This window comes from Pantoea sp. GW821-FHT03E06, assembly GCF_059420725.1.
In genome coordinates this window covers 784394-797942 of the sequence record NZ_JBWKUG010000001.1, presented here as the reverse complement: position 1 = coordinate 797942, position 13549 = coordinate 784394, and the positions used below count along the sequence as shown (strand labels likewise).

General features: G+C 56.1%; 14 protein-coding genes. 7 read left to right on the top strand and 7 right to left on the bottom strand.

The genetic code is table 11. The features are described 5' to 3' along the window. Positions 1-35 precede the first annotated feature (35 nt). The 3 genes from panB to panD are packed head-to-tail and all read left to right on the top strand — an operon-like array spanning position 36 to position 2122. Complete coding sequence (gene panB, locus AC07WB_RS03595; RefSeq protein ID WP_494940050.1) at positions 36-830, top strand: 3-methyl-2-oxobutanoate hydroxymethyltransferase; 795 nt, start codon at positions 36-38, stop codon at positions 828-830. Between the two features lie 15 nt (positions 831-845). Further along, positions 846-1700, top strand: coding sequence for a pantoate--beta-alanine ligase (gene panC / locus AC07WB_RS03590; RefSeq protein ID WP_494940049.1), 855 nt, complete (start codon positions 846-848; stop codon positions 1698-1700). Positions 1701-1741: 41 nt separating this feature from the next. Then, complete coding sequence (gene panD, locus AC07WB_RS03585; RefSeq protein ID WP_007888760.1) at positions 1742-2122, top strand: aspartate 1-decarboxylase; 381 nt, start codon at positions 1742-1744, stop codon at positions 2120-2122. A gap of 75 nt (positions 2123-2197) precedes the next feature. Here the strand turns inward: panD and AC07WB_RS03580 are convergent, their stop codons facing one another. The 3 genes from AC07WB_RS03580 to hpt all read right to left on the bottom strand — a co-directional run bounded on the left by AC07WB_RS03580 (position 2198) and on the right by hpt (position 4630). Continuing rightward, a complete protein-coding gene (locus AC07WB_RS03580; protein ID WP_007888752.1) occupies positions 2198-2968 on the bottom strand; it encodes an ABC transporter permease in 771 nt (256 codons plus the stop codon). Continuing rightward, positions 2965-3891, bottom strand: a complete 927-nt coding sequence (locus tag AC07WB_RS03575; protein WP_049851473.1) for an ABC transporter ATP-binding protein — start codon at positions 3889-3891, stop codon at positions 2965-2967. The genes AC07WB_RS03580 and AC07WB_RS03575 overlap by 4 nt, the downstream gene beginning before the upstream one ends. 202 nt (positions 3892-4093) lie before the next feature. Further along, positions 4094-4630 (bottom strand): hypoxanthine phosphoribosyltransferase, encoded by a 537-nt coding sequence (gene hpt / locus AC07WB_RS03570; RefSeq protein ID WP_097094899.1) that lies wholly within the window; start codon positions 4628-4630, stop codon positions 4094-4096. Positions 4631-4795: 165 nt separating this feature from the next. Between hpt and AC07WB_RS03565 the strand changes: the two genes are divergently transcribed. After that, the gene (locus tag AC07WB_RS03565; RefSeq protein WP_494940048.1) at positions 4796-6085 is read left to right on the top strand and encodes a cystathionine gamma-synthase family protein; all 1290 of its coding nucleotides are present in this window, start codon (positions 4796-4798) and stop codon (positions 6083-6085) included. On the opposite strand, the gene cueO is transcribed toward AC07WB_RS03565, so the two are convergent. Then, positions 6078-7667: a multicopper oxidase CueO gene (cueO, locus tag AC07WB_RS03560; protein ID WP_345827252.1), complete on the bottom strand. Its 1590-nt coding sequence runs from the start codon at positions 7665-7667 to the stop codon at positions 6078-6080. The genes AC07WB_RS03565 and cueO overlap by 8 nt on opposite strands. Positions 7668-7844: 177 nt before the next feature. On the opposite strand from cueO, the gene AC07WB_RS03555 reads away from it, so the two are divergent. Continuing rightward, complete coding sequence (locus AC07WB_RS03555) at positions 7845-8192, top strand: YacC family pilotin-like protein (RefSeq protein WP_097094902.1); 348 nt, start codon at positions 7845-7847, stop codon at positions 8190-8192. 57 nt (positions 8193-8249) lie between these two features. Here AC07WB_RS03555 and AC07WB_RS03550 read toward each other — a convergent pair whose 3' ends face one another. From AC07WB_RS03550 to dtnK, 3 genes are read right to left on the bottom strand one after another with little or no spacing between them, the layout of a single operon-like run. Beyond that, complete coding sequence (locus AC07WB_RS03550) at positions 8250-9008, bottom strand: DeoR/GlpR family DNA-binding transcription regulator (RefSeq protein ID WP_097094903.1); 759 nt, start codon at positions 9006-9008, stop codon at positions 8250-8252. Between the two features lie 6 nt (positions 9009-9014). Further along, complete coding sequence (locus AC07WB_RS03545) at positions 9015-9995, bottom strand: D-threonate 4-phosphate dehydrogenase (RefSeq protein WP_097094904.1); 981 nt, start codon at positions 9993-9995, stop codon at positions 9015-9017. Continuing rightward, on the bottom strand, positions 9988-11259 hold the full coding sequence (gene dtnK, locus AC07WB_RS03540) for a D-threonate kinase (RefSeq protein ID WP_494940047.1): 1272 nt from the start codon (positions 11257-11259) through the stop codon (positions 9988-9990). Before dtnK ends, AC07WB_RS03545 begins: the two co-directional genes overlap by 8 nt. Before the next feature lie 185 nt (positions 11260-11444). Between dtnK and AC07WB_RS03535 the strand changes: the two genes are divergently transcribed. After that, entirely contained in the window at positions 11445-12593 is a 1149-nt protein-coding gene (locus tag AC07WB_RS03535; protein WP_494940046.1) for an iron-containing alcohol dehydrogenase, read from the top strand. A 17-nt stretch (positions 12594-12610) separates the two neighbouring features. Further along, positions 12611-13495: a dihydrodipicolinate synthase family protein gene (locus tag AC07WB_RS03530; RefSeq protein WP_345827255.1), complete on the top strand. Its 885-nt coding sequence runs from the start codon at positions 12611-12613 to the stop codon at positions 13493-13495. Positions 13496-13549 lie beyond the last annotated feature (54 nt).

Below are 13549 nucleotides of genomic sequence, written 5' to 3'. Positions count from 1 at the left end.
TACACTGCGCGCATCAGAAAACTCTGGAGTGTGTGATGAAACCGACAACTATCTCCCATTTACGCCAACTGAAAGCCAGCGGCCGCAAATTCGCCACGCTAACGGCTTATGACTTCAGTTTTGCCCGCCTGTTTGCCGACCAGGGCATTCAGGTGATGCTGATTGGTGATTCGCTGGGCATGACCGTGCAGGGCCATGAATCGACCCTGCCCGTCACCGTGGCGGATATCGCTTATCACACCGCCGCCGTCCGTCGCGGCGCACCGCATGCGCTGGTGATGGCCGATTTGCCGTTTATGAGTTACGCCACGCCGGAGCAGACCTTCACCAGCGCCGCGCAGCTAATGCGTGCCGGCGCCAACATGGTGAAGCTGGAAGGCGGCGAGTGGCTGGCAGAAACCGTGCGCATGCTGACCGAGCGCGCCGTGCCGGTATGTGGTCATCTGGGCCTGACGCCGCAGTCGGTGAATGTATTCGGTGGCTACAAGGTTCAGGGACGCGATGAAGCCGCCGCCGAACGTCTGCTGGCCGATGCGCTGGCGCTGGAAGCCGCTGGCATGCAGCTGCTGGTGCTGGAGTGCGTGCCGGTGGCATTAGCCGAACGCGTCACTAAAGCGCTGTCGATGCCGGTAATTGGTATCGGTGCCGGTAATGTCACCGACGGTCAGATTCTGGTGATGCATGATGCCTTTGGCATTACCGGCGGCCACATTCCCAAATTTGCCAAAAATTTCCTCGCCGAAACCGGCGACATTCGTGCGGCGATTCGCCAATATATTGCCGACGTTGAGGCGGGCACCTATCCAGCCGCTGAACACAGTTTCCAGTAAATCAGGAGATTTGCAGTGCTGATCATTGAAACACTGCCGTTGCTGCGTCGTGAAATTCGTCGCTGGCGTCAGGCAGGCAAACGTATCGCGCTGGTGCCCACCATGGGCAACCTGCATGACGGTCATCTGACGTTAGTCGATGAAGCGCGAGAACGGGCCGATATTGTGGTGGTGTCGATTTTCGTAAACCCGATGCAGTTTGATCGCCCCGACGATTTGGCGCGTTATCCCCGCACGTTGCAGGACGATTGCGAGAAGCTCAATCGTCACAGCGTCGATGTGGTATTTGCGCCGGCGCCAGCGGAGGTTTACCCGCAAGGTCTCGATAGCCAGACGTTTGTCGAAGTACCGGGACTCTCATCGCTGCTGGAAGGCGCCAGCCGTCCGGGCCATTTCCGCGGCGTCTCCACCGTCGTCAGCAAATTGTTCAATCTGGTGCAGCCCGACATCGCCTGCTTCGGCGAGAAAGATTTTCAACAGCTGGCGATTATCCGCAAGATGGTGGCGGATATGGGCTTCGATATTGAAATTGTTGGCGTACCTACCGTGCGGGCCAAAGATGGCCTGGCGCTAAGCTCGCGCAATGGCTATCTCACCGCCGACGAGCGTAAAATCGCGGCGGGCTTAAGCCAGGTGATGAACAGCATGGCTGAACGCCTGAGCAAGGGCGAACGTCGTGTGGAAGAGATTATTGAACAAGCGGAAGCCGCGCTACGTGAAAAGGGGTTCCGTCCAGACGGACTGGCCATTTGCGATGCCGCCACGCTGCAAGCGTTGACGGTTGATAGCCAACGCGCGGTGATCCTGATGGCAGCCTGGCTGGGCAATGCGCGTCTGATCGATAATCAGCAAGTGGATCTGACGGAGTAACGTTCCGTCGTTTATTAGCAGCATACAAAGGTTATCCCGCTATGATACGTACCGTACTTCAAGGCAAACTGCATCGCGTTAAAGTGACCCAGGCGGATTTGCATTACGAAGGTTCCTGCGCCATTGACCAGGATTTCCTCGACGCGTCCGGCATTCTGCAATATGAAGCCATCGATATCTATAACGTCACCAACGGCCAGCGTTTTTCCACCTACGCTATCGCCGCAGAACGCGGCTCGAAGATCATCTCCGTCAACGGTGCCGCCGCACGCTGCGCCTGCGCTGGCGATATTATGATCATCTGTTCTTATGTGCAGGTAGAAGATGAAGTCGCCCGCAGCTGGCAGCCGAAAGTCGCCTATTTCGAAGGTGATAATGAGATGAAGCGCCTTGCCAAGGCGTTGCCAGTTCAGGTCGCCTGATGCAACAAGGGCGCGGTTTTTACACCGCGCCCTTGTTACTCGGCGGGTCGCCACTGCTGGCGACCGCGACCGTCATTACGTACGTAATCCCCTGCCACGCTGAATCAGCGTATACACCAGCACGTAAAACACCACGATAAAGGCAATCAGCACCGAGAGCGTAAACACCAGCGGCACATCGTTGATGCCGAGGAAACCGTAACGGAAGCCGCTGATCATATACACCACCGGATTCAGCTTCGACACCGCTTGCCAGAACGGCGGCAGCAGCGTCAGCGAGTAGAACACGCCGCCCAGATAGGTTAACGGTGTCAGCACGAAGGTAGGAATCAGGCTGATATCATCAAAAGTGCGCGCGAAGACCGCATTCAGCAGGCCCGCCAGCGAGAACAGGATGGCAGTGAGCAGCAGCGTCAGCGCCACCATCGACCACGAATGCACGTGGAACGGCACGAAGAACAGGGAAATCGCAGTAACCAAAATGCCCACGCACACGCCACGCGCCACGCCACCGCCGACATAACCGGCAATGATAATGTGCGTCGGCACCGGCGCCACCAGCAGCTCTTCAATATTGCGCTGGAACTTGGCGCTGAAAAACGACGACGCCACGTTGGCATAAGCGTTGGTGATCACCGCCATCATAATCAGGCCCGGCACGATAAACTGCATGTAGCTGAACCCGTGCATATCACCGATACGTGAACCAATCAGGTTGCCGAAGATGATGAAATACAACGTCATGGTGATGACAGGCGGTACCAGCGTCTGAATCCAGATGCGGGCGAAGCGGTTAATCTCTTTGCTCCAGATACTCTTGAGCGCCACCCAATACAAGTGCGTCATGCTTTCACTCCTGTTTTTCCCTGCGTCAGGCTGACGAACAGCTCCTCAAGGCGGTTAGCTTTGTTACGCATACTCAGCACCTGCACGCCCTGCGCGCTCAGCTGGCTGAACACACTGTTCAGCCCCTGCTCGCGCATCACTTCCACTTCCAGCGTGGAGGTATCCACCAAACGATACTGGAAGCCCTCCAGCTGCGGCAGCGGGCTGCGCGGAGCGAGATCCAGAATGAAGGTTTCGGATTGCAGCTTGGAGAGCAACCCTTTCATCGAGGTGTTTTCCACCAGCTCGCCGCTCTGGATAATACCGATATTGCGGCACAGCATCTCCGCCTCTTCCAGGTAGTGCGTGGTGAGGATAATGGTGGTGCCTTTGATGTTCAGCTCTTTCAGGAAGCTCCACATAGAGCGGCGCAGTTCGATATCAACGCCGGCAGTGGGTTCATCGAGGATGAGCAGCTTCGGCTCATGCATCAGCGCACGCGCAATCATCAGGCGACGCTTCATGCCGCCCGAGAGCATGCGTGCACGTTCGTTGCGTTTGCCCCATAGATCGAGCTGATTGAGGTATTTTTCCGCGCGTTTATTGGCTTCAGCGCGTTCAACACCGTAATAACCGGCCTGATTGACCACAATCTGCATCACAGTTTCAAACGGGTTAAAGTTGAACTCCTGCGGCACCAGCCCGAGCTGACGCTTGGCATTGACCACATCTTTTTGCAGGTCATAACCAAATACGCGCACGCTGCCGCCGGATTTATTCACCAGCGAGCTGATAATACCGATGGTGGTCGATTTTCCGGCGCCGTTGGGGCCCAGCAAGGCGTAAAAATCCCCCGCTTCTACGTTGAGATCGAGTCCTTTCAGCGCCTGTACGCCGCCGGGATAGGTTTTGGTTAGCCCGGAAATTTCCAGTGCATATGTCATTGCGAATCCATACCTTGTTGTAGTGACATCAAAGCCAGATGAAAAAAGCCGATGCGCGCGAATCTGCATGCGCTGTCGCAGGTCATTAAGATTAAGAAATCAATGGAGTTTAGCAGAGAGTCGAGCCAGCCCATAAGCCGCTGGCTCACGGGCTGCGCAGTTTATCTCAGGCGGGAGAGATTAGCCTTGGAAGATTGTGCGGTTATTCGCCAGTTGGGATAACTTTGCCGATATACGGCAAATGGCGATAGCGCTGGGCGTAATCGATACCGAAGCCCACCACGAATTCATCCGGAATGGTGAAGCCGACATATTCCACGGTCACATCCACTTCGCGGCGCTCTGGCTTATCCAGCAGCGTACAAATCGCCAGCGACTTTGGCTCGCGCAGGCGCAGAATCTCGCGTACTTTGCTCAGGGTGTTGCCGGAATCGATGATGTCTTCGACGATCAACACATCTTTGCCGCGAATATCTTCATCAAGATCCTTGAGAATTTTCACGTCGCGGGTGCTCGACATTCCGCTGCCATAGCTTGACGCCGTCATAAAGTCGACTTCATGCGGCACGTCGATAGCGCGGCACAGATCGGCCATAAACATAAAGGAGCCGCGCAGCAGACCCACCAACACCATTTCGCTGCCGCTGTCGCGGTAATGTTCGTTAATCTGCGTGCCCAGTTCGGCAATGCGGGTTGCAATCTCTTGCTCGGAGATCATCACGTCGACGGTATGTTTCATTGCATGCGTCCAATAACGGTTTTTGGAAAGCCACGAAGTCTATCATAGACGAACGGGCGTCTAACGCTGCGCACACAACGCAAACGATTTCGTGGCGAAATTTATCGCGCTGACGTTAACTGTATGGATGAGTTCGCCCCTTCACCGCTTGGTTCTGGAGTTCCTATGACCGCTTCATCCAGTAAAAAAACACAGATGGGTACGCGCGATTTGCATCCGGAAACGCAGATGCTGAATTACGGTTACGATCCGCAGTTGTCAGAAGGCGCGGTTAAACCGCCGGTGTTTCTTACCTCCACCTTTGTGTTTAACAGCGCCGAAGAGGGACAGGACTTTTTCGATTTTGTCGCCGGACGCAAGCAGCCGCCGGAAGGCAAAAGTGGCGGCCTGGTCTATTCGCGCTTTAACCATCCCAACAGCGAAATCGTTGAGGATCGGCTGGCCATCTATGAAGGTGCCGAGAGCGCTGCGCTGTTTTCTTCTGGCATGTCGGCAATTGCCACCACGCTGCTGACGTTTGCCCGCCCGGGCGAAGTGATTCTGCATTCTCAGCCGCTGTACGGCGGCACCGAAACGCTGTTAAGTAAAACGCTGCACGATTTGGAAATCAAAGCGGTCGGTTTTAGCGATGGCACCAGTGAAAACAAGGTGCATGAAGCGGCGAAAATGGCATGGCAACGCGGGCGCGTGGCGCTAATTTTGATTGAAACGCCAGCCAATCCCACCAACAGTTTGGTGGATATCAAACTGATGCAGGAGGTCGCGGAGGTGATTGCTCAGCAGCAAGGCTCGCGCCCCATTCTCGCCTGCGATAACACGCTGCTGGGCCCGGTGTTTCAGCATCCGCTGCAGCATGGCGCGGATTTGTCACTCTATTCGTTAACCAAATACGTGGGCGGCCATTCGGATTTGATTGCCGGCGCGGTGCTGGGCAGCAAAGCGTTGATCGGTAAAGTGCGATCGCTGCGCAGCGCCATCGGTACGCAACTCGATCCACACTCTAGCTGGATGATTGGTCGATCGCTGGAAACGCTGTCGCTGCGGATGGAGAAAGCGGCGAGTAATGCGGAGAAAGTGGCGGCATTTTTACGCGATCATCCGCAAGTGGAAAAACTGCATTGGCTGCCGTATCTGGATGCAGAGAGCCCGGCGGGCCAGACCTATCAGCGCCAGTGCAGCGGCGCGGGATCGACGTTCTCGTTTGATATTCGAGGCGGACAACCGGCCGCATTCCGCTTCCTCAATACGCTGGCGCTGTTCAAGCTGGCGGTGAGCCTCGGCGGCACGGAATCGCTCGCCAGCCATCCAGGTAGCACCACCCATTCAGGCGTGCCGCAGGAAGTGCGTCAGCGTATCGGTATCACCGACGCGACCATTCGCTTATCAATTGGCATCGAACACGCCGATGATTTGATTGAAGATATGCGCCTGGCGCTCGAGGCAGCGCTTAACTAACGCTAAAACCGAGCATCATGCCGGTATCTTCATGTTCCAGCAGATGACAATGCGCCATATAGGCATTTTCAGCGTTAGCAACATAGTTGAAGCGCACCAGCACTTCACTGCGCCAGCCGTTGACGCTGACAATGTCCTTCCATCCGGCGCGGTGCGGCTCCGGCGGCTTGCCATTTTCTGACAGGATGCGGAACTGAGTGCCGTGAATGTGGAACGGATGCAGCATCGCATCGCCTTCGCCGGAGATGGTCCACTTTTCCAGCTTGCCGAGTTCAGCATGGAACATCGGCTTGGTCATGTTGAAAGCCTGGCCGTTGATCTTGTTGCCGTTGTGGAAATCATACGCGGCGGCTTTGCCGTGGCTGCTGTGATCCATCGCCATATTGCCATGGTCCATCGGCTTGTCGCCGCTGCTCATGTCCATGTTGCCGTGGTCCATTTTCATGTCGCCCATGGCTTTATCGCCATAACGATCCATAAGCGCCTGCATACCTTGCTGATCAAGCTGCGGATCCATCATTAGCTGCAGCCAGCGGCTTTGCAGGCCATCGGTCGACGGGATCGGCGGCAGATCCACCAGCTTATCCGGCAACGTGCCGCTCGCCATCACACGCAGCGGCAGGATCTGCACCAGCGGAAGGGGTTGATCAAACGGCGCTAACGTCATGCCCATTTGCGTCACGGGTAGCGTTACCACGTCGAAGGTTTTGCCATCCGAGGTATCCACCATCACTTCAAAACGTTCACCCGGCAGCAGTGGCAGGTTCTGCACTTTTATTGGCTCAGCGAGCAAACCGCCGTCGCTGCCAATCACATACAGTGGGCGACGATCGCTGGTGGAGATGTTTAGCGAACGCGCGTTACAGCCGTTCAATAAGCGCAGACGCAGCCAGCCGCGCGGTACCGCATGCTGTGGATAAGGCACGCCGTTGGTCAGCATTAAATCGCCAAACCAGCCGACGGCGGCCTGCATGATATCGAGCTGATAATCGATTTTCGTGCCCGCTTTGTTCAGCTGTTTATCCTGGAAGATCAAGGGGACATCGTCTTCACCCCACTGCATCGGCAGACGCAGCTTGCCGGAGGCCTCATCTTCCAGCAGCACCAAACCCGCCAGGCCTTGCGCCACCTGATAGCCGGTTTTGCCATGTTGATGCGGATGGAACCAACAGGTCGCCGCCGGTTGATCCGGGGTGAAACTCACCTGTCGCGTGGCGCCTGGGGCGATAATGCCCTGCGGTCCGCCATCGACATCGCCGGGTATTTCCAGGCCGTGCCAATGCAACGTCGTGGCTTCGGGCAGTTGGTTATGAATGTTCACCGTAACGGCTTTTTCGCGCTGTAGTCGCAGAGCTGGCCCCAGCAAGCTGCCGTTGTAGCCCCATGTAGGCACGGCTTTGCCATTCCATTGGCTGCTGCCGGTCATGGCGGTTAAGGTATATTGCCCGCGCGCATCAGGTTCCAAAATGGAAGGAATCGGCAATAACGGGCGCGTGGCGGCCATAAGCGAGCGGCTCCACAACGGCAGCGCGCCGGCGGCGCTGAGTGCGGCAGTCAACTTTAGAAAATGACGACGTTGCATATTCTTATCCTTGTCGTGAATAAGGGCACAGCGTAAACCTTTACCCTGCGGGAGGGTCAAGCACTGAAACAGAATGGGCTGATAAAAAGGCCGCAGATGGCCCAAAAGGGCAAATTTAGCGGAATAGCGGCAATAACTGTGCTAACGTCAATAAATTGTCCCTTGTTGAGAATGATTATGACGAAAAGCATCAAGATCCTGCTGCTGGCGGGACTCCTTGGCTTCTCCTCCACCAGTTTTGCCCTGAGTGAATCCGAAGCAGAAGATCTGGCCGACCTCACCGCGGTGTTCGTTTATCTAAAGAACGATTGTGGCTATCAGGATTTGCCGGACGCGCAGATTCGTAAAGCGCTGGTGTTTTTTGCCCAACAGAACCGTTGGGATTTGAGCAACTACAGCAACTACAACATGAAGTCGCTCGGTGAAGAGAGCTACAAGGATTTGAGCGGCATCGCCATTACCAACGACCAGAAGTGTAAGTCGTTAGCGCGCGATTCGCTGAGTTTGCTGGCTTACGTTAAATAATCAGATTGGATGCGGGCTGATGCCCTCTCCCACGGGAGAGGGAGACGCTGCAACATGTTAGGTTAACTGCAAACCCAATCCACGCTCGCGCAGGTCGCGACATACCGCTTCATCCAGACGCGCATCCGTCACCACATCGGTCAGGCTATCAATGGGTGCCGCGCAGTACAGCGACCACGACCCGTATTTACTGCTGTCAGCCAATAGTACCCGGCGGCGCGCATTGGCCAGCAGGTCCATCTTCAATCCGGCTTTATCTTCGGTTGGCGTGGTAATACCGCGTTCGATACTCCACGAGTTACAGCTGACAAAGGCGATATCCGGATTGATGCTGCGCAACAGGCGACGCCCGTGCTCACCAATACAGGACTGGCTGGAATCATCAATGCGTCCGCCGATTATGGTGGTTTCGATTTGCTTAAACTCGGATAAAAACAGCGCGATATGCAGATCGGCGGTGATGACGCGCAGCTTGAGATGCGTCAGCTGGCGCGCCAGCTCCAGCATGGTGGTGCCAGCATCCAATACTACCGCATCACCCGACTGCACATAACGGGCGGCAAACTGAGCGATGGCCTGTTTTTCCGCCAGATTACGCTGCATCTTCTCCAGCGTAGTGGGCTGATTGGGAATAAAGCGATTCAGCGTAACGCCGCCGTGGCTGCGGCTAATCACGCCTTCCATGTCCAGCTTAATCAGATCGCGGCGGATGGTCGCTGGCGAGGCGGAAATAGCGCTCACCAGTTGTTCAACGGTGACCAGATTATGACTCTTCAGATAGTCCATAATCTGGTCGAGACGGCTTTGTCCCTTCATATTTCCCTATGCAAGCTGCATCGCGAGTTTAATGGAGATTGCCATGCTCGCAGAGTTCGCTTTACCTGTCCAGGCGATATCAAATGCGGTGCCGTGGTCCGCCGAGGTGCGGATAAAGGGCAAGCCCGCAGTAATATTTACGCCATCATAGAAACCCAATAATTTGAGTGGAATATGCCCTTGGTCGTGGTACATCGCCACCACCATATCGTATTGCCCTTCCTGACACTGCAGGAACACGGTATCGGGCGGGCATGGGCCATGTACATCAATGCCTTGTTGTTTCATCTCTTTAATCGCTGGCGCGACGATAGCGATCTCTTCATCGCCGAACAGACCGTTTTCACCGGCATGAGGATTAACCCCCGCTACCGCGATGCGCGGCTTATCAAATCCCACGCGGCGCAGGAAGCTGTCGGCCATGCCGATCACCGTCTGAATACGTTCACCGTTTAAGGTATCGAGGAACTTACGCAGCGCGATATGTGTGGTGACGTGAATCACTTTCAGCTTATCGGTGTAAAGCACCATGGCGTAATTTTTCGTATTGGTTAGCTGGGCCAGCAGCTCGGTGTGACCAGGATAAAGATGACCTGCCGAGTGCAGCGCTTCTTTATTCAGGGGGGCGGTCGCAATAGCGTGTACTTCCCCGGCCAGCGCTAACTCGGTAGCACGTTTAACACAGCGCCAGGCCAGATCGCCCGCCTCTTTCTGCACCACGCCCGGTTTTAGCGCATCAGCATCCGCCAGCGGTTCATCAATCACGTTGATAATGCCCGGCGCGAAATGTGCCTCTTTAATCTGATCAAGTACCCGTAGCTCAGCTTGCGGGGTCACATTTAGCCCCATCACCCGGCGCAGCGTATTTGCACAGCCAACCACCACGGCCGGCACGCCCGCTAACTCACCTTCTGCCAACGCTTTAATGATGATCTCCGGGCCAATGCCCGCCGGATCGCCCATGGTAATCGCAATAATTTTATTCACTCAACTTCTCCTCAATAAAACGAATGGCTTCTACCAGGGTATTTTCGTCACCAAAGCCACCTGCTTTGGTCATCACCGGCAGGTGTAATTCACTGTCAAGCAGAACCCCGTGCGGCACACAGCCCGCCACCAGGCCCTGAATCTGGAAACCGCTGGCACCTAACGCCTGCGCCACGGCAATCGCCACATCTCCGCCAGAGAGATAAAGCCCCGCAGGCTGCACCTGACGACAAACGGTGCTGGTTAACTGCGCGAGAAACTGGCAAATGCGTTCACCTAATGCCTGGCGCGAAACCTGATGCTGCAGACAGAGTTGCTCAATGTCGTGACGCTGATCGGCATGCTGCGTGGTCCGCACCACGCAATGTGCGCCATCGTGCAGCGCCTGCAGTATCGCCTGTTGCCAATCGGCGGCTTGCGGCCAGGCCGGCTGGGCAAACAGCTGGCGGATATCAATATCGATAATGCGGATGTCGCGCTGACTGGCGAGGCGCGCAATTTGCTGCTGCGCCATCGCGCTCATCGACCCCACCACCGCCAGCACCGGACGCGGCTGACGGGCAGCCAGCAGTTCGCCCAGCGCATCGCTCAGGCCAGAGGCTCCGGCCAATAGCGGCCGCTCATCTAACGCGGCCGCCGCCGCCATTAATAAGGCAAGATCGGCATCCTGCTCGATATCCACCACCAGTAAGCCCTGTTTGCTCGCCAGTACCTGCGTGAGTTGGTCGCCGCGTACCGTGGCGAGGTCGAGAGTTTCGCCGGTCAGCGCGCTTTGCATTTGCAAACGCGTCAGCACATGGCTGCTGGTGACCGGGGTTTTGGGATCGCTGGCGAATTCGGTATCGATCAAACGCTGCCGATCGATCCAGACTTCACCGTCGCGTGTAGTACGGCCCAGTTTTGGCACCGCCGGCACGACCAATGCTAATTTTTTGCCGCAGGCCTGCAGCGCCGCGCTGATTTCCGCACCGGGATTGCCGCGCAGCGTGGAATCGATTTTCTTAAACAGCCAGCCATCGTTGGCCATCGCCTGATGCTGCTCCAGCGCAGTACGGGTGCGACGCGCCGCTTCTTGCGCGCTCACCGCGCGGCTATCGGTGCTGATCACCAGCACATCGGCGCTGCCAGCTGGATGCGGCGTGCTGCTGTCAAACAGCACATGCACGCGCGCTCCGACGCGTGCCAGCCCGCTCCCCGCATCATTAGCACCGGTAAAATCATCGGCAATCACTAAGACGGGTGTTTTCCATGGCTGTGAAGTCATTCTCTCTCCTTAATCGGCTACCGCCGCGCGGTAATGATTATATTCAATCATGATTGATTATATGTGAGCAAGATCAAATTAATCGAAATCAATTTGTCCTATAAAATTAGGCTCTGTAGTGATGGACCTCGCGCCGTTTGAGCAAAATTAATCATTCAGCACGAAAAACGCGATAAGGGTATGTAATGAATATCAACAGCACCGTGATAAGTGGCTTTCAGGCGCTTAATGACCTCAGCTATCTGCTGCGAGGTAAGAAGCAAACCCTGCTGGTGACCGATAAGAATATCGAAGGCATTCCGGCGGTTCAGAGGCTGATCGCCCAGCTGCAGCAGCAAATGGGTAGCCTATGCATCATCAATACGGTGCCGCCAGAACCAAGCCAGCATGATGTGGCGTCCATTGTCGCTGCGCTACCAGGCAGCGATATCGATCTGGTGATTGGCGTCGGCGGCGGCAGCGTATTGGATGTCGCGAAGCTGCTCTCTATTCTGTGCGTCGCGGGCGCGCCAACGCTGGATGCGTTACTGGCCGGTGAAAAACCGCAGACGCGCACTCCTTCGCTGCTGATTCCCACCACGGCAGGTACCGGCTCGGAAGCCACGCCGAACGCCATTCTGGCTATCCCGGAGAAAGAGACCAAAGTCGGCATTATCACGCCGGTGATGCTGCCGGATTATGTCGCGCTGATACCGGAACTCACCACCAGCATGCCGCCGCATATCGCCTCTTCTACCGGTATCGATGCGCTGTGCCACCTGATCGAATGCTTTACCGCTACCGTGTCAAATCCGGTAAGCGATAACTATGCGCTGATCGGCATGAAAAAGCTGTTTACCAGCCTCGAAACCACTATTGCAGAGCCAGATAACCTTGAAGCGCGCCTGAACATGCTGTGGGCATCTTATTATGGCGGCGCATCGATTGCGCATGCCGGTACGCATCTGGTGCACGCGATGTCTTATCCGCTAGGTGGCAAATATCACCTTCCGCACGGCGTGGCTAACGCCATTCTGCTCGCGCCGTGCATGCGCTTTGTGCGTCCAGCGGCGGTGAGCAAATTCGCTCAGGCTTACGATTTGTTGCCCAATGTCGATACGTCACTGGATGAAGAAGCCAAATCTCATGCGCTGGTTGAATACTTTGCCGCGCTGGTAAAACGCCTGAAGCTGCCCGCCAGTCTGGAAGAGCTGGGTATCGGCCCGGATCACCTGCCGTATCTGGTTGAAGCCGCACTCGACGTGCAGCGCCTGATGAAGAATGTACCGATGAAAGTGGGCGCCGATGACGTACGCAACGTTTACCTGACGCTGTTTCCCGCTTTGAGCCACTAAGCATTATCGAGGACACCATGAGTAAGAAAATTCAGGGCGTATTAACCGCCATCGTTACCACCTTCGATCGCGACGGTGCCTTTAATCCCGTTGCCCAGCGTGAGCAGGTCAAACGCCAGTTAAGGGCTGGCAACGGTATTTTCTGCGGCGGCACCAACGGTGAATTCTTCGTGCTGAACGAGCAGGAGAAGCTGGCGGTGACGCAAACCTGCGTCGATGAAGTTAATGGCACGGCGCCGGTAGTGGCGCACATTGGCGAAATCTCCACGCGTGAAACCATTCGCCTCGGCAAGCAAGTGGCGAAGCTGGGCGTGGATGCGGTTTCGGTGATTACGCCCTATTTCGTGCCGCTGAAACAGGAAGAGCTGATCGCCCACTATCGCGCGGTAGCCGACGCCATTGATGTGCCGCTGTTCCTCTATAACATCCCGGCGCGCACTGGCAACACGCTGCAGCCAGAGACCGTGCGCACGCTGGCTGCGCATCCGAACATCATCGGCATCAAAGATAGCGCAGGCAGCTATGAAAGCCTGAGCGGTTTTCTGCAGGCGGCAGCAGGCATCGATAGCTTCGATGTGCTGAATGGTCCGGATTCGCTGATTCATCAGGGCTTCGTCGACGGCTGCTCGGCTTGTATTTCAGGGCTCGCCAACGTTGCCCCCAACGAGATCAACGCCATTTGGGCGCGCTTCCATGCTGGCGACATCGAAGGTTCACGTCTGGCGCAGGAAAATGTCACCGGCTTGCGCACCGATCTGTATAGCGTCGGCTTCTCGCCGGCTGCAGTAAAAAAAGCGGTGTCGCTGCTCGGCTTTGACGTGGGCGATAGCCGCTATGCGGTGAGTTTCTCTGCCGAGGAAGAGCAGAAAATTCGCCAGATTGTGAACCAGTATTTGCAGTAATTAGCGGATGAGCGGCCTGCCAGGTCGCCATAAATGGCGCCCCCAGGTGTTTTG